Origin of the sequence: Palleronia abyssalis (assembly GCF_900302445.1) — a bacterium.
Classification (GTDB): domain Bacteria; phylum Pseudomonadota; class Alphaproteobacteria; order Rhodobacterales; family Rhodobacteraceae; genus Palleronia; species Palleronia abyssalis.
Genome location: NZ_ONZF01000009.1, coordinates 17,255 through 31,543 on the forward strand (window position 1 = coordinate 17,255; position 14,289 = coordinate 31,543).

The 14,289-nt window shown below is 65.7% G+C and carries 15 protein-coding genes; 2 read left to right on the forward strand and 13 right to left on the reverse strand.

Annotation, left to right across the window (positions count from 1 at the left end):
- Positions 1–6: 6 nt before the first annotated feature.
- The 3 genes from PAA8504_RS16030 to dctP are packed head-to-tail and all read right to left on the reverse strand — an operon-like array spanning position 7 to position 2,802.
- On the reverse strand, positions 7–1,317 hold the full coding sequence (locus tag PAA8504_RS16030) for a TRAP transporter large permease (RefSeq protein ID WP_219928934.1): 1,311 nt from the start codon (positions 1,315–1,317) through the stop codon (positions 7–9).
- A complete protein-coding gene (locus PAA8504_RS16035) occupies positions 1,314–1,811 on the reverse strand; it encodes a TRAP transporter small permease (RefSeq protein WP_108895218.1) in 498 nt (165 codons plus the stop codon). Before PAA8504_RS16035 ends, PAA8504_RS16030 begins: the two co-directional genes overlap by 4 nt.
- A gap of 10 nt (positions 1,812–1,821) precedes the next feature.
- Complete coding sequence (gene dctP / locus PAA8504_RS16040) at positions 1,822–2,802, reverse strand: TRAP transporter substrate-binding protein DctP (protein WP_181375829.1); 981 nt, start codon at positions 2,800–2,802, stop codon at positions 1,822–1,824.
- A gap of 381 nt (positions 2,803–3,183) precedes the next feature.
- On the opposite strand from dctP, the gene PAA8504_RS16045 reads away from it, so the two are divergent.
- Positions 3,184–3,795 carry a flavin reductase family protein gene (locus PAA8504_RS16045; protein WP_108895220.1) on the forward strand — a complete coding sequence of 204 codons (612 nt, stop codon included), beginning with the start codon at positions 3,184–3,186 and terminating at the stop codon, positions 3,793–3,795.
- Positions 3,796–3,801: 6 nt separating this feature from the next.
- On the opposite strand, the gene PAA8504_RS16050 is transcribed toward PAA8504_RS16045, so the two are convergent.
- From PAA8504_RS16050 to PAA8504_RS16090, 9 genes are read right to left on the reverse strand one after another with little or no spacing between them, the layout of a single operon-like run.
- Positions 3,802–4,752 (reverse strand): D-2-hydroxyacid dehydrogenase family protein, encoded by a 951-nt coding sequence (locus PAA8504_RS16050; RefSeq protein ID WP_108895221.1) that lies wholly within the window; start codon positions 4,750–4,752, stop codon positions 3,802–3,804.
- 4 nt (positions 4,753–4,756) lie between these two features.
- The gene (locus tag PAA8504_RS16055) at positions 4,757–5,533 is read right to left on the reverse strand and encodes an enoyl-CoA hydratase/isomerase family protein (protein WP_108895222.1); all 777 of its coding nucleotides are present in this window, start codon (positions 5,531–5,533) and stop codon (positions 4,757–4,759) included.
- Positions 5,520–6,437, reverse strand: a complete 918-nt coding sequence (locus PAA8504_RS16060) for an acyl-CoA dehydrogenase family protein (protein WP_108895223.1) — start codon at positions 6,435–6,437, stop codon at positions 5,520–5,522. The genes PAA8504_RS16055 and PAA8504_RS16060 overlap by 14 nt, the downstream gene beginning before the upstream one ends.
- Positions 6,434–7,588 (reverse strand): acyl-CoA dehydrogenase family protein, encoded by a 1,155-nt coding sequence (locus tag PAA8504_RS16065; RefSeq protein ID WP_108895224.1) that lies wholly within the window; start codon positions 7,586–7,588, stop codon positions 6,434–6,436. The genes PAA8504_RS16060 and PAA8504_RS16065 overlap by 4 nt, the downstream gene beginning before the upstream one ends.
- Positions 7,589–7,591: 3 nt before the next feature.
- Positions 7,592–8,353, reverse strand: a complete 762-nt coding sequence (locus tag PAA8504_RS16070; RefSeq protein WP_108895225.1) for an ABC transporter ATP-binding protein — start codon at positions 8,351–8,353, stop codon at positions 7,592–7,594.
- Positions 8,350–9,525: an ABC transporter substrate-binding protein gene (locus PAA8504_RS16075; protein WP_108895226.1), complete on the reverse strand. Its 1,176-nt coding sequence runs from the start codon at positions 9,523–9,525 to the stop codon at positions 8,350–8,352. The genes PAA8504_RS16070 and PAA8504_RS16075 overlap by 4 nt, the downstream gene beginning before the upstream one ends.
- Before the next feature lie 28 nt (positions 9,526–9,553).
- Positions 9,554–10,603, reverse strand: a complete 1,050-nt coding sequence (locus PAA8504_RS16080) for a branched-chain amino acid ABC transporter permease (protein ID WP_108895227.1) — start codon at positions 10,601–10,603, stop codon at positions 9,554–9,556.
- Complete coding sequence (locus PAA8504_RS16085) at positions 10,603–11,478, reverse strand: branched-chain amino acid ABC transporter permease (RefSeq protein ID WP_146190510.1); 876 nt, start codon at positions 11,476–11,478, stop codon at positions 10,603–10,605. Before PAA8504_RS16085 ends, PAA8504_RS16080 begins: the two co-directional genes overlap by 1 nt.
- On the reverse strand, positions 11,478–12,245 hold the full coding sequence (locus tag PAA8504_RS16090; protein ID WP_108895229.1) for an ABC transporter ATP-binding protein: 768 nt from the start codon (positions 12,243–12,245) through the stop codon (positions 11,478–11,480). The genes PAA8504_RS16085 and PAA8504_RS16090 overlap by 1 nt, the downstream gene beginning before the upstream one ends.
- Before the next feature lie 204 nt (positions 12,246–12,449).
- On the opposite strand from PAA8504_RS16090, the gene PAA8504_RS16095 reads away from it, so the two are divergent.
- On the forward strand, positions 12,450–13,337 hold the full coding sequence (locus tag PAA8504_RS16095; protein WP_108895230.1) for an MBL fold metallo-hydrolase: 888 nt from the start codon (positions 12,450–12,452) through the stop codon (positions 13,335–13,337).
- Here PAA8504_RS16095 and PAA8504_RS16100 read toward each other — a convergent pair.
- Positions 13,334–14,263 (reverse strand): LysR family transcriptional regulator, encoded by a 930-nt coding sequence (locus PAA8504_RS16100; RefSeq protein ID WP_108895231.1) that lies wholly within the window; start codon positions 14,261–14,263, stop codon positions 13,334–13,336. The genes PAA8504_RS16095 and PAA8504_RS16100 overlap by 4 nt on opposite strands.
- Positions 14,264–14,289 lie beyond the last annotated feature (26 nt).

Genomic DNA, 14,289 nt, shown 5'->3' on the forward strand with positions numbered 1-14,289 from the left:
CCACCTTCAGTTCATGGCCGTGGGCAGCCAGGTTGCAATGCCCGGAACCGCCACGACCACCGCCATCAGGACGATGAAGACGCCGACGAACGGCCACGCGGCCCGGTAGATGGGGCCCAGGCCGATCTCCGGGGCCGTCGCCTTGAACGCGAACATCGTATAGCCGAAGGGCGGCGTGATCCCTCCGACCGACAGGTTCAGAAGCACCAGCAACCAGAACCAGATCGGATCGAAGCCAGCCGCCTCGACCAGGGGTTTGTAGATGGGGACCAGGATCAGCATCAGAGCGATCTGGTCGATGAACATGCACAGCACGAAGACGATGGCCAGAAGCAGCGTCAGCAGCACGCAAGGATTGTCGGCCAGCGCCCCGCCCCAGTCGATCAGCCCCCGAGTCGCGCCGGTCAGCCCCAGCATCTGCCCGAACAGGTTTGAACTTGCGACGATGACCATGATCATCGCGGTGATCAGCATCGCGCTGGACACGCTTTCCCGAATCATCCGCAGAGAGAACCTGCCATAGATCGCCGCGACCAGCACCGATCCCAGAACGCCCGAGGCGGCGGCCTCGGACGGGGTGGCGACGCCCAGCAGGATCAGGCCCATGACCGCGAAGATGATGATCGAGAACGGCAACAGCAGCCCGATGGAGCGCACGATCTCTCGCCATCCGCGCCGCGCCGTGTCGGGAACCTCTGGCGCCGATTTTTCCCGGCGGGAGACGCGCAGGGCGATATACAGCAGGATCAGAACGGCGGCGACCAGCCCCGGCCCCACACCCGCGATCAGCAAACGCCCGACCGACACGTCGGCCAGCGTGGCGATCACGACGATCAGGACCGAGGGCGGGATGATCGGCGCCAAGGACGCCCCCGCCAGGATCGTGCCGATGGACAGCCCCCGGTCATAGCCGCGGTCGATCATCGTCGGGTACAGCGACCGCCCCAGCATCGCCGCGACCGCCATCGCGGCCCCCGAAAGCGCGCCGAAGATGACCGAGATTGCGACCGTCAGCACGTATTGCCGCCCCGGCACGCGCCCGATCAGCCCGTCCATCGCGCGAAACAGGTTCTCGACCGAGCCCGAGCGCGTCAGGATCTCGCCCATCAGGATGAACAGCGGAATCGCGGAAAGGCTGGCGATATTGGCACTGTCGAAGATCGAGTTGGCGACGAGGATCAGGCCCCGCTCGCCCAGCAGCATCAGCACCGTGCCCAGATTGACCAAAAGGAACGACACGAACAGCGGCGGGCCGCTGAGGAACAGGACCAGCAACACGCTGAGGCTGACCGACAGGAAGACGTACCATTCGATCACGGTGCGGCGCCCGTTTCGCCCGCGGCCTGCCGCAGGAAGTGCAGGCTTGCGCCCAGAAAGCCGTAGGTGATCCAGGCCGAAATCCAGATCTTCGGGATCGGCGTGATGCGGGTCAGCATCTCGCTCCGCGCGACCTGAGAGATATTGCCATCCAGAAGAACCCACCCGACATAGAGGCAGACGATCCCGGCCACGCCCGCGATGACCCGGGTGACGGTCCTGCGGACGCCCCCGCGTAGCACGTCCGTCAGGATCGAGATCGAGATATGCCCTCCCTGCCGGGTCACTTCCGGCAGGGCAAGGAACGTGCCGATGCACAGCGCATAGGCCACCACCTCGTTCGACCACGAGGTCGGCGCCGCGAAGAAGTATCGCGACACCGTCTCGAAGCTGTAGGCCCCGACGATGACCAGAAGGCAGATCTGCGCCAAACCGAAGCCGGCGCGGGTGACGGCATCATGCGCGGACGCAAGGCGCGACAGGGCTGGCGTCACCCGGACCCCCTCAGTCCGTCAGGCCGGCATCGCGCGCGGCGCTGCGGATCTCGGCCGACAGCTCTTCCCCGCAGCATTCGGCCGCCAGTGCCCAGACACCGTCGTAATAGGCCTGTTCGACCGCCTCGAACTGCGCCTCTGGCAGCTCGGTCACTTCGACGCCTTCTGCGGCCATCGCCTCCAGATCCGCGTCAATCACCTCGTCGCCGATGCGGATTGTGTCACTTTCGGTTTTCTGCGCGGCCTCCATCACGGCGGTCTTCTGCTCGTCCGTCAGCCCGTTCCAGGTATCGAGGTTCATCGCGATGTAGGAGACCAGCTGCCCGAAAGTCGGCTCGGTGCGATAGGGCGCGACCTCGTAATGCTTGGTGGCGCGATAGACCGATTGCGGCGCGCAGGCGCCATCGACGACGCCGCGTTCGATCCCGGCATAGACCTCGCCCATGGGCGTGTTGACCGCCGCGCCGCCCAACGCCTCGATCACCGGCACATAGGTCGACACACCGCGCAGCTTGCGGCCCTGCCATTCTCCGCCGTCCAGCGGCTCGCTCAGATAGCAGTGATACCCCGCCGAGCCCACGGCGACGTTCGCCAGAAGCTTCAGGTTATGTTCGTCCTGGAAATACGTGTCGATCATGTCGAACACGCCCGAGGACCGGATCTTTTCCGGCTCGGGCGTCATCGCGTTCGCCACCACCGTCAGCGCCTTCGAGTGATAGGCGGGATAGGTATAGATGATGTCGAAGACGCCCATGCTGGTGGGCGTGATCTGTTCGAACGGCGGAACGCTTTCGGGGCCGTTGATTGTGACCGAAAGGCCGGTGTCCTTGGCCTCGAGGTTCTCCTTGAAGCGGGCGCCGGGCATCCACGCCATCTCGTTGGTTTCGGGCCAGCTGACGATCATGCGCAGATCCTGCGCCATCGACGGGGCGGCCACGCAGGTAGAGACTGCCGCCGCGACGAGACTGGCGGCCAGTGTGGTCGTTTTCATTCTTTCCTCCCTTGATCGGCGGATCCTGTCCGCCCGGCAGCCCGGGGCGTTGAGATTCTGAGGTGCTGCTGGGAGGAGCATCCCCCATATGGGGAAAGCCCGTCAATTCGCGCGCCACGGCGCGGATCCGACAGCGCCGGCCCGTACTGGACGGCTGGGCCACAGAGATCCGGCTTAGGCGGGGCGCATGTAGGTAATTGATTTATATGCTAATTACATGATTTAGCATCCCGAGCTGTTGGCCCGTGTGTCGCGCTTTGAAACGACATTGCCGCATCGTTCCGTATTCCGGAAAACAGGTTCTTGCCCGGATACAGCACCTTTCGTCCGTCCCACGGGGCAGGTCTGATGGCGCCGAACCGAACTGACAGGGAAACCACCATGTTCTTCGAGCCGGCTAACGGGCACGGTCTGCCCCACGATCCGTTTCGCGCCATCGTCGCCCCGCGGCCTATCGGCTGGGTCTCGACCCTGTCGGACACGGGCCTGGTCAACCTGGCACCCTACAGCTTCTTCAACGCGGTGGCAGGCCGTCCGCCCATGGTCGCGTTGTCCTCCGAAGGGATCAAGGACAGCATCACGAACATGCGCGACACGGGCGAGTTCGTCGTGAACCTCGCCACGATGGCCCTGGCAAAACAGATGAACGAGACGTCGCGCGATTTCGACTCGGACGTGGACGAGTTCGGACCGGCCGGCCTGACGCCCGAGCCGTCGAAGCTGGTCAAGCCGCCGCGGATCGCGGGCGTGGCCGCCGCATTGGAATGCAAGGTGACGCAGATGGTCGACCTGCCCGATCTGCAAGGCGACAAGGGTCAGCGCCTGATGGCTGTGGGCGAGGTCGTGGGCATCCATATCGACGACGCCATGCTGACCGACGGCAAGTTCGACATGGTCAAAGCGGGCACCATCGCGCGCTGCGGCTACTGGGACTACCAGGTCACGAGAGAGCTATTCGACATGCCCAAACCCGACGTGCCAGGCGCGCACTAAACCCGGTCACGTCAGGACGCGGACCGGATCGCCGTCCAGCCAGGCGGCGATCGCCTCGACCGCGCCGCCGAAATAAACCCGGTACGAGTCTTCGGTGACATACCCGATATGGGGCGTGACCAGCACGTTCGGCAGGTGCAGGAAAGGATGATCCGCGGGCAGGGGCTCGGTCGCGAAGACGTCCAGCCCCGCCTGGATCCGGCCGGACCGGAGCGCTGCGATCAGGGCGTTTTCCTCGACGATGGGACCGCGCGAGGTGTTTACCAGGATCGCGCCCGGCTTCATCTGCTCCAGGCCGTCCGCCCCGATCAGCCCGCCTGTCGCCCTGGACAGGGGCACATGAATGCTGAGCACATCCGACGTTTCCAGCAGCGTGCCGAGGGTTTCGGCCCGCTTCACCCCGTGGTCTGCCGCGTCGGCATCGGTCAGGCTGCGCGACAGGGCCTGAACGCGCATGCCGAAGGCCGCGCCGAACCCGGCCATGCGTTTGCCCAGTTTGCCGAACCCCAGAAGGCCCAGCGTCTTCCCGTTCAGCGTCATGCCCAGGCCCGTCTGCCACGCGCCATTCTTCCGCAGCGCGCGATCCTCCTGCGGGATCCGGCGCGCCAGGGCGATCATCAGCGCGAAGGCCAGTTCGGCCGCGTCCGGCCCGCCGCTCGACGTGCCGCAGACGGTCACACCCTGTTCGCGGGCCGCATCCAGGTCGATGGACGCGTTGACCATCCCCGTCGTCACCAGAAGCTTCAGATCGGGCAGGCACCCCAGCATGTCGCGGTCGAAGACGGTCCGCTCGCGCATCGCGACGACGATCTCGACCCCCGCAAGACGGTCGGCCATCGCAGCCCGGTCGCCGATATAGCGCCGCTCGACCTCGATATCGGCGCGGGCCTCCAGGGCCCGCCAATCGGCCATGTCGCGGGCCACGCCCTGATAATCGTCCAGGATCACGATGCGCATCGGCTCAGCGTCCCTTGAATACGGGTTGCCGCTTTTCGACGAAGGCGCGCTGCGCCTCTTTCGCGTCCTCGGTGCGCGAAAGGCCCACGGTCAGCGATTGTTCGTAGCGATAGGCGTCGCGCACTGGCATCTCCTGCACCGTCCCGAAGGCGCGCTTCGCGAACTGGATCGCAACCGGGCTTTTCGCGGCAATCTCGCGCGCATAGGTCATGGCTTCGTCCATTAGCTTGTCCACGGGCACGACCGCCTCGATCACGCCAAGGCGATACAGCTCCGACGCCGGATAGCGCCGCCCGGTGTAATACATCGCACTGCACCGGGACTTGGTGAAATGTTCAAGGATGAATGCCGCCCCGCCCGCAAGGCCCACGTTGACCTCGGGCATCTGGAACCACGCATCGTCCGAGGCCAGCATGATGTCCGCCGACAGCATCAGCGCGAAGCCCGCGCCGATGGCCGCACCGTTCACGGCGGCGATCACCGGTTTTTCGCAATCGGCGACGGCATGGAAATACTCGCGCGCCAGCCGGTTGTGGCGCACGTAGTCGCCCCGGCTGGCCTCGATCCCCGTCCGTTCGCGAATGTCGGCCCCGGCCGAGAACGCCTTGCAGCCCGAGCGCAGGATCACCACGCCGACACGCTCGTCGTCGGACAGGGCGTCGAAGATCTCGATCAGCTCTTCGCGCATCCGGCGGTTTTGGGCGTTGACCGGCGGGCGGTTCATGGTGACGACCGCGATCCGGTCCTCGATCGTGACGTCGTGATACTCAGGCTCGGCCATGGCCGGCGGTCTCCTTCTTGCGGCAGGCCAGACGGGCGGCCCCGATGGCGGCGAACTGCCGTGCGGCTCCCCCGCCGGTCGCGGCCCTCTGGCGGATCGAGATCAGGCGATGGTGCAGCCCCATGTCCCATGTGAACCCCATCGCCCCATGGGCGTGGATCGCGTTTTCGGCCACGATCGGCCCGTGATCGGCGGCCACGGCCAGCGCGATGCGGGCCAGGTCGATGGCCTCGGGCGCGTCCTGATCGTGGGCAACGGCGGCCAGGTCGACGGCGGTACGGATGTCCTGAAGGCGCACCCAGTCGTCCGCGGCGCGGTGGCGCAGGGCCTGATAGCTGCCGAGCTTACGGCCGAACTGCTGCCGTTCGCTCAGGTGGACGACGGCGGCGTCAAGAAGGGCCTCGGCCGCGCCCAGGATCTCGGCCGCGGTCAGCGTCCAGGCGATGCATCGCAGGTCGATCTGGCGCGTCTCTGCGGTGGCGGGGTCCAGTTGAGCCCAGCCACCATCCCCAAGCGGGTCCGAGGTCGGTCCGGGTGAAACGGGGCCGAGAAGACTCGTCGCACCCTCTTCCGGCAAAAGCACCGCGACCGGATCGCCATTCAAAGGCGCATGTATGCCGCCGCCTTCGTCTTGGATGGCCAGAACGGCCCGCAGCGTTTCGGGCTTTCCGGCCTGCCCCGTCAGGGTGGCATGGCACAGCGTTGCGGCAACGGGAAAGCCAATTCCGGCCCGGGCCGCTTCGCGCGCGACGATGGCCGCCGACACCAGCGTCAGGTCGCCGCCGACCGGGCCGATCAGGCCCAGATCACCCAGCGCCGCGGCCCCTGCCCCGGCGTCCAGCGCGCGCCGGACCGAGTCCGTTAGCATGGTGTCGAATTCGTCCTCGTGGAACCCGATCGTCATGCCCGGTCCCCCCTCGGCTGGCGCGGCAGGTTCAGAATGCGGTCGGCGATGATGGTCCGCTGCACCTCGGACGCGCCGGCATAGACCGTCTCGGCCTGCGCTTGCAGGTAGGCGTGGCGCAGGTCGGCCCAGTCGGGATCGGCATAGAACGACACGCCGGCCATCTCCTGCGCCGCGCGCAGCATGTCCATGTGAAGTTCGGACCACGCGATCTTCTGCAGGCTGGCCTCGGCGCCGATGGCCTGGCCGGCCGCGACCCGGCTGACGATGCGCAGGTTGTGGCCGCGCAGAACCTCGAGCGCGGCATGCAGCCGTCCGATCCGTTCCGGATCGGCGCGATCCTGAAGACGGTCGATCATCAGGTCGAGTTCGGCGGCGAAGCGGGCCTGCCGGTAAAGCCGCGTCGTTCCACGCTCGAACGCCAGCACGCCCTGGGCGACGCCCCACCCCTCGTTCACGGGGCCCAGACGTTGCGCATCGGGGACGCGCACGTCGTCCAGGAACAGTTCGTTGAACGTATGCTTGCCGGTGATCTGGCGGATGGGACGGCAGGTCAGACCCTCGGCGTCCATTGGCACCAGGAACAGCGTCAGGCCCTTGTGCTTGGGCGCGTCTGGATCGGTGCGGGCGATCAGGATGCACCAGTCAGCATATTGGGCATAGCTGGTCCAGACCTTCTGTCCGCTCAGACGCCAGCCATCGCCATCCCGCACGGCGCGGGTAGCTACGGCCGCCAGATCCGATCCTGCCTGCGGTTCGGAAAAGCCCTGACACCAGATCTCGTCGCACGCGACGATCCGGGGGATAAACCGGTGCTTCTGATCCTCGGTGCCGCGGGCAAGTATGATGGGGCCGACCAGTTCGCGCCCGATATTGTTCGCGCCTTCGGGCGCCATGGCCGATCCGAGCTCGACCATGGCAAGGTAATGCTCGGTGATGCCAAGGCCCTGCCCGCCGTAGGCTTCGGGCCAGTGAAGACCGGCGAACCCCGCCTGCGCCAACGCGCGTTCCCACGCGACCTCGGTCGCGAAGGCCGTAGCTTCATCGTGGGCAGCGGCGGCGGCGCTGCGGTGGTCGGCCAAGGCTTGCGGCAGCCATGCGCGCAGGCGTTCCCGGAACGCGATCTGGTCGGTGCCAAGCTCGATCTTCATCGTTCAGGCCATCTCTGTCAGGGTCGTGTCGCCGCCAAGATACCGCGCCGAGATCTCCTCGCGCGTGCCGATGGTGTCGCGGGTGCCTTCCAGCGCCACCCGGCCGTTTTCCAGGACATAGACATATTCGGCATAGCGCAGCGCCAGCCCGACATTCTGTTCCACGATCAGGATGGTCAGGCCCGTATCGGCATTGATCCGGCCCAGGATCTCGAAAATCTGTTCGGCGATCATCGGCGCCAGTCCCAGCGAGGCCTCGTCGACCAGCATCACGCGCGGCTCGGCGGCGATGGCCCGGCCGATGGCCAGCATCTGCTGCTCGCCCCCCGACAGGTATCCGGCGGTGCCGCGACGCCGTTCGCCCAGAACCGGAAAATAGCCATAGATCCGGTCGGCGATCCGCGCCGTCTCGGCCTTGGACCGGGGCGGGGCGGCGAACCCCGCGACGTCCAGGTTTTCCTCGACCGTCATGTTCGACAGGATGTGACGGCCTTCACGGACATGCGCCACGCCCATGCGGGACCGGCGATGGACGGGGATGTCGTTCAGCTGCTGGCCGCCGAACGTGACACGGCCCGTCGAAATGCGCCCCCGCTCGAACTCGAGCACGCCCGATATGGCCTTGAGCACGGTGGATTTCCCGGCCCCGTTCGCGCCCATCAGCGCCGTCATGCGGCCCTCGGACACCGTCATCGTGACATCGTCGAGGGCCGCGATCGCCTGACCGTAGACGACCGAAAGATTTTCTACGGTCAGATCGGTCATTCCTCGCCAAGCTCCGTCATCGAGAAATCGTCCTCGGACACGTTATAGCGGTAGAGGACCGTCGCCGGGATGCGCTGATCCTCGAAGCTGACATCGCCCACGATGCCCTTGCTGTCCCACCCGTCCAGCGCGTTCACCTGCGCGATCAGGTTGTCGCCGTTCAGCTCTTCGCCCGCCTCGATGGCGTTGCCGATGGCCTCGCGCAGGACCAGGGCCGTGATCCAGCTTTGCACGTACCCCATGTTGGCATAGCCGTTGTATTCCTTGACCTCCCAGTCCTGCAGGCTGTCGCGGATGGCGGTCGCATACTCGCCCTCGGCGTCTTCCATGGTCAGGTCATAGGGCACCACGCCGACATAACCGTCGGCCGCCGGGCCCACGCCGCGCACCATCTCGGGGTCCGAGTTGTAGGCCGTGCCCATGAAGGTCGTCTCGACGCGGTAATCCAGCGCGGTCTTCATAATCTCGGGCCAGACATTGCCGGCGTATCCGTGGAAGATCGTGTAATCCGGCGCGGCGTTGCGCAGCTTGATGGCCGAGGACGTGACGTCCACGCCCGTCCACTTCGTCTCTTCCTCCAGCACGATCTCGACGCCCAGTTCTTCGGCATAGGCGCGGGCGTTCTCGATGGGGTCGCGGCCGAACTCGGTCGTCGAATAGACCAGCGCGACGGTCGGGTTCTCGGTCTCTTCGACCATGTACTCGAACAGCGCGCGGATCATGTCGGAATAGGTCGGACCGGGCAGGAAGTGATACTTGTAGCGTTCCGTATCCACCAGGTCCGACGCGAAGCCCGTGGCCGACATCAGGATGCGGTAGGTGTCGTTGTTCTCGGGGCTGATCGCGCGGACGAAGGGCGTGCCGTCGCCGGCGGCAAAGACCAGATCGCCCTGCGACGCGGCCCGCTTGAAGCCTGCGACGCCCAGATCGACCTTGTATTCGTCGTCATAGAACTCGGCCTCGATCGGGCGCCCTTCGATGCCGCCGTTGTCGTTGATGTATTCGATGGCTGATTGCCAGCCCGCCTGCTGGACCTCGCCGGAAAAGGCCAGCGGCCCCGACAGCGGCAGCGCAATGGACAGCTTGACGGGCTCGCCCTCCTGCGCGGCGGCGCCCTGGGCGAATGCGGCCAGCGCGAAACCCGCGGCCAGTCTTGCGATATGCTTGGTCATGTCTTTGTTCCCTCCCAGAAATCTGACGTCAGTCTGCTTCGGATTCGGCGGCTCGGTCCTGTCGGCCGGTGATCCGGTCCAGGATGCCTTTCAGCCCGCGCGGCTCGAACATCAGGAAGCCGATGATGAGCAGGCCGAAGATGATCTCGCGTAGCGGCGACAGAAGCCCCGCCACATTGGTCTGTCCCTGCGTCGGCATCGCGCTGAGGATCTCGCGCAGAAGTTCGGGCAGCAGGGTCATGAACGCCGCCCCCAGGATCGAGCCGACGATGGACGCCCGCCCGCCGACGACGACCGCCGCCAAGAAGAAGACCGACACCAGCAGCGTGAACTGGTCGGGGTTCACGAGGCGCAGGAAATGCGCCGTCAGCGCGCCCGACACACCCGCGAAGGCCGCGCCGATCCCGAAGGCCAGAAGTTTGGCGCGCACGACGTTGATCCCCAGCACCTGCGCGGCGTAATCGCGTTCGCGCACCGCGATGAAGGACCGCCCCAGACGGGTGCGGAACAGGTTCGACGCGGCGACGAACAGGATCGCCGCGATCAGAAGCACGCCGTAATAGAAGCCCGTGTCGCCCATCCCGAACAGGTCCGTGGGCGGCAGCGACAGACCGCGATCCCCGCCGGTGACCGAGGTCCACTGCTGAAAGATGAAATACAGCGAATACTGCGCGGCCAGCGTCGCGATGGCCAGATAGACGCCCTTGATCCGCAGCGACGGGATACCGAAGACCAGCCCGACAAGGAACGCGGCGACCCCGCCGATGATGACGTTCAGAAACAGCGGTGTGCCCAGGTGGATCATCGACAGACCGGCGGCATAGGCCCCCACGCCGATGAACGCCGAATGGCCGATGGACAGCAGGCCCGCATAGCCCACGGTCAGGTTCAGCCCCACTGTCGCGATGGAATTGATCGCCACCAGCGACGCCATGTAAAGCACGTAGACCGAGGCATAGGCGGGCAGCGTCAGGGCGATCAGCCCCAGCACCACGACCGCCGTCCATTCGAAGTACGGCGTGCGGCGCGGCTGTGATGCGATCTGCGGCGCGATGGGATCGACGGTCGACTGGGTCATCAGATACGCTCCACCCGTTCTTCGCCGAACAGACCGCTGGGCTTCACCATCATGACCAGAAGGACGATCACGTAAGGCAGGAAGCTTTGCCACGCGGCCGACAGGTACGCGCCCACGATGGTCTCAAGCCACCCGATGAAGAGGCCCGCGACGAGCACGCCGAAGACGCTGGTCATCCCTGCCAACATGATGACCGCCAGCACGTTCAGCGCGACGAAGCCAAGCTGGGGCGAGACGCCGTTGACCGACGCGGCCAGGATCCCCGCCACTGCGGCCAGCACACCTGCCAGCATCCACGCCAGCGTGTAGACCCAGCGGACGTTGACGCCCAGAACCTCGGCCGTGACCAGATCGCTGGCGGTCGCACGGATGGCGATGCCGGCGCGGGAAAAGCGGTAATAGGCCACGAACCCGCCCGCCACGACCGCCGCGGCCAGGAACGACCAGGCCAGCTTGCCGGGGATCAGGATGTCGCCCAGGAAGATCGGATCGCGCGGGATGAAGTTGGGCAGGGTCACGATCTCATGCCCCCAGATCAGGCCCGCGATGCCGCGCATCACCGACCCCGCGCCCAGCGTGACCATGACCAGCACGACGACCGGCCGCCCGATCATCCGCCGCATGACTACCCGTTCCAGGATCAGAACGATCACGATGCCGCCCAGGATCGCGACCATAAGCGCCAGCACCCAATGCAGGCCGACCGTCGCCATGGCCCACAGGAAGATGAACGCGGGCAGCATCATCATCTCGCCCATGGCGAAGTTGAAGATCCGTGTGGCCTTGAAGATGATGACGAACCCCAACGCCGACAGGACGTACATCCCCCCCGAGGCGATGCCGATGATGCTGAATTCCAGGAACTGCCTCAGCATCACGCGGCCCCCAGATAGGCTTCGACGACCTCGCGGTCGTTGCGCACCGTCTCGGGGCGGCCTTGCGCGATGACCTTGCCGAAATTCACCGCGACGACGTGGTCGGACAGGCCCATGACCATGCCCATGTCGTGGTCGATCAGCAGCACGGTGGTGCCGAAACGGTCGACGGTCTTGCGCACGTAATCTGCCATCTTCTCCTTTTCGGGCGGGGTCATGCCCGCCACCGGTTCGTCCAGAAGCAACAAGCGCGGCCGGGCGGCCAGGGCGCGGGCAAGCTCGATCCGTTTCTGCAGGCCGTAGGGCAGACCCGCGACCTGCGCATCGCGCACCGCGCCGAGCTCCAGGAAATCGATGATCTCGTCGTCGATCCGCTGCGTCAGGGTCCGTTCCTCGTGCCGGGCGGGCCCAAGCCACAGGGCCGACCGGAAGAGCCCGGATTTCAGCTGCGCGTGTGCCCCCAGCTTGATGTTTTCCAGGACCGTGAGACCGGCGAACAGGGCGATGTTCTGGAAGGTGCGCGCGATCCCCAGCTCGGACCGGGCATGGGCCGGCGCGCCGTCCAGCCGTGTCCCGTCGAACGAGATCGCCCCGGATTTGGCCGTGTAGAAGCCCGAGATGACGTTGAACAGGGTCGTCTTTCCCGCGCCGTTCGGGCCGATGATCGACGTGACCTTGCCCTCTTCCGCGGCAAAGCTCACCTCGTCCATGGCCTTCACGCCGCCGAAGCTGACGCTGACCCGATCGATATCGAGCAATGCCGTCATGGCTGCCGTCATCCTCCCCCTGTGAGGCGCCCCTCCCAGCGCCGATCCGACGCCACGGCCCCGGATTGGGTCAGCCTAGTCCCGGAAGATGCAGGGCAGGAAGTGAGATGATCGCAAAGCATCTTTCCGGATCTCGGAAGGTCGTGGCTTCATCGTTGCCTGTACCGTAAAGACAGAACCAGACTCACAGGGGAGGAGACCCGCATGATCCGTATCGGCCGCTTTACCATCGACTGCGTCGAAGAAATTGTCCTGCGCGAGCCCAAGGAGCTTTATGCCGACTGGGACGAGTCGGCCGTCGATCCCATCGCGGACTGGTTCGTCGGGCCCTATTACGATCCCGAAAGCGGGACCTTCGCGACCTCGATCCATTCCTGGCTGGTGCGCGACGGCGAACGGACGATCGTGATCGACACCGGCGGGGGCAACGGCAAACCACGCCCCGCGTCCGGCCGGTTCGACGGGCTGAACCAACCTTACCTCGAAGAACTCGCCGGCAAGGGCGTCCACGCCGAGGATGTGACGCATGTCCTTCTGACCCATCTGCACGTCGACCATGTCGGCTGGAACACCCGTCGGCAGGGCGATGCCTGGGTGCCCACCTTTACGAACGCCCGCCACGTGATGACCGAGGTCGAGCGCGACTGGCGCGACCCCGAACGCGGCGCCGCCGGCAAGCCCGAAGGCCCCACCATGCCCTTCGTGGACAGCGTGAAGCCGATCCTCGACGATGACAGCGTGGACGTCGATCTGGTCAAAGGGGACGAGCAGGAGTTCCTGCCCGGCATCAGCTTCATGCAGGTGCCCGGCCATGCGCCCGGCATGATGGCGATTCAGGTGCAGGACGGGGGCGAAGAGGCGCTGTTCATCGCCGACGTCATGCACCAGCCGATCCAGATCTATAACCCTGACTGGTCCAGCCGCTATTGCGAGGACAAGCAGGTCGCGACCGAGACCCGCAAGCGCGTTTTGGAACACGCGGCCGAGACGGGGTGCCTGATCCTGCCCGCGCATTTCGGCGGCACCCATTGTGGGTACGTGCGCAAGGACGGCGCCGGCTATGCGTACGAAGCCAGCAAGATCATGCCCTAGGCGGGTGTCGTCTCCGCCGGCGCCAGACGGCGGCGGAACTCCTGCGACAGGAAATCGACGAAGGCCCGCGTCTTCAGGGGAAGGTGCGGGCTTTTCTGGAAGACGGCGTAGATGCCGTTCTCGAAATGGGTATAGCTGACCTCCCATTCGTCCAGCAGCACGACCAGCCGCCCGGCGGCGACGTGATCGCGGACCGACCAATCGGCCATCAGCGCGATTCCCAGCCCGTCCAGGGCCGCGCTGAGAATGGCGTGCCCGTTATCGCTCTGCATGGCGCCGGTGGCCGGGATCGACAGTTCCGGCTCTCCGGATTTGCGGAAACGCCATGCCGATTCGCCCAGATCCAGCCGGTAGGTCAGGCAGGAATGGCGGTTGATATCGTCAGGGCGCAGAAGCGGCGGTGCTTTCGCCAGATAGTCCGGCGTGGCGACCATCACGCGGCGGCTGTCGGCCAGCTTGCGCGCCACCAGCAAACTATCGGTCAGCTTGCCGATGCGGATATCGACGTCGATCCCCTCGCTGACGACATCAACCGGGAAGTTGGTCATCTGCAGGTCGAAGCGGATGCCGGGATGCTGGGCGATGAACGCCTTGAGGCAGGGCACCACGTATTGCTCGCCCACCAGCATCCGCGAATGGACCCGCAACAGGCCCTGCGGCACGGCCGTCAGTTGCAGGACCGCGTTCTCGGCTTCGGCGATCTGGATCAGGATATCCTCGACCTTGTCGTAATAGATGCGCCCCGCTTCCGTCAGGCTCAGTCGGCGGCTGGTCCGGTTCAGCAGGCGCACGCCAAGCGCGTTCTCCAGATCGTTGATGTGGCGCGAGACCGAGGCGGGCGACAGCCCCTGATGCCGCGCAGCGGCCGACAGCGATCCATGATGCACCACGCTTTCATAGACCTTCACGGCCTTCAGCCATTCCATCGCACCAGCCTTTCGGTTTTCCACAA

What these genes read in the sequence shown, in the direction of transcription:
- PAA8504_RS16090 (WP_108895229.1), bottom strand. Translation starts at nt 12,245, where the DNA reads ATGACGGCATTGCTCGATATCGATCGGGTCAGCGTCAGCTTCGGCGGC.
- PAA8504_RS16080 (WP_108895227.1), bottom strand. Translation starts at nt 10,603, where the DNA reads ATGACCCAGTCGACCGTCGATCCCATCGCGCCGCAGATCGCATCACAG.
- PAA8504_RS16050 (WP_108895221.1), bottom strand. Translation starts at nt 4,752, where the DNA reads ATGCGCATCGTGATCCTGGACGATTATCAGGGCGTGGCCCGCGACATG.
- PAA8504_RS16065 (WP_108895224.1), bottom strand. Translation starts at nt 7,588, where the DNA reads ATGAAGATCGAGCTTGGCACCGACCAGATCGCGTTCCGGGAACGCCTG.
- PAA8504_RS16060 (WP_108895223.1), bottom strand. Translation starts at nt 6,437, where the DNA reads ATGACGATCGGGTTCCACGAGGACGAATTCGACACCATGCTAACGGAC.
- PAA8504_RS16055 (WP_108895222.1), bottom strand. Translation starts at nt 5,533, where the DNA reads ATGGCCGAGCCTGAGTATCACGACGTCACGATCGAGGACCGGATCGCG.
- PAA8504_RS16095 (WP_108895230.1), top strand. Translation starts at nt 12,450, where the DNA reads ATGATCCGTATCGGCCGCTTTACCATCGACTGCGTCGAAGAAATTGTC.
- PAA8504_RS16100 (WP_108895231.1), bottom strand. Translation starts at nt 14,263, where the DNA reads ATGGAATGGCTGAAGGCCGTGAAGGTCTATGAAAGCGTGGTGCATCAT.
- PAA8504_RS16045 (WP_108895220.1), top strand. Translation starts at nt 3,184, where the DNA reads ATGTTCTTCGAGCCGGCTAACGGGCACGGTCTGCCCCACGATCCGTTT.
- PAA8504_RS16085 (WP_146190510.1), bottom strand. Translation starts at nt 11,478, where the DNA reads ATGCTGAGGCAGTTCCTGGAATTCAGCATCATCGGCATCGCCTCGGGG.
- PAA8504_RS16070 (WP_108895225.1), bottom strand. Translation starts at nt 8,353, where the DNA reads ATGACCGATCTGACCGTAGAAAATCTTTCGGTCGTCTACGGTCAGGCG.
- dctP (WP_181375829.1), bottom strand. Translation starts at nt 2,802, where the DNA reads ATGAAAACGACCACACTGGCCGCCAGTCTCGTCGCGGCGGCAGTCTCT.
- PAA8504_RS16075 (WP_108895226.1), bottom strand. Translation starts at nt 9,525, where the DNA reads ATGACCAAGCATATCGCAAGACTGGCCGCGGGTTTCGCGCTGGCCGCA.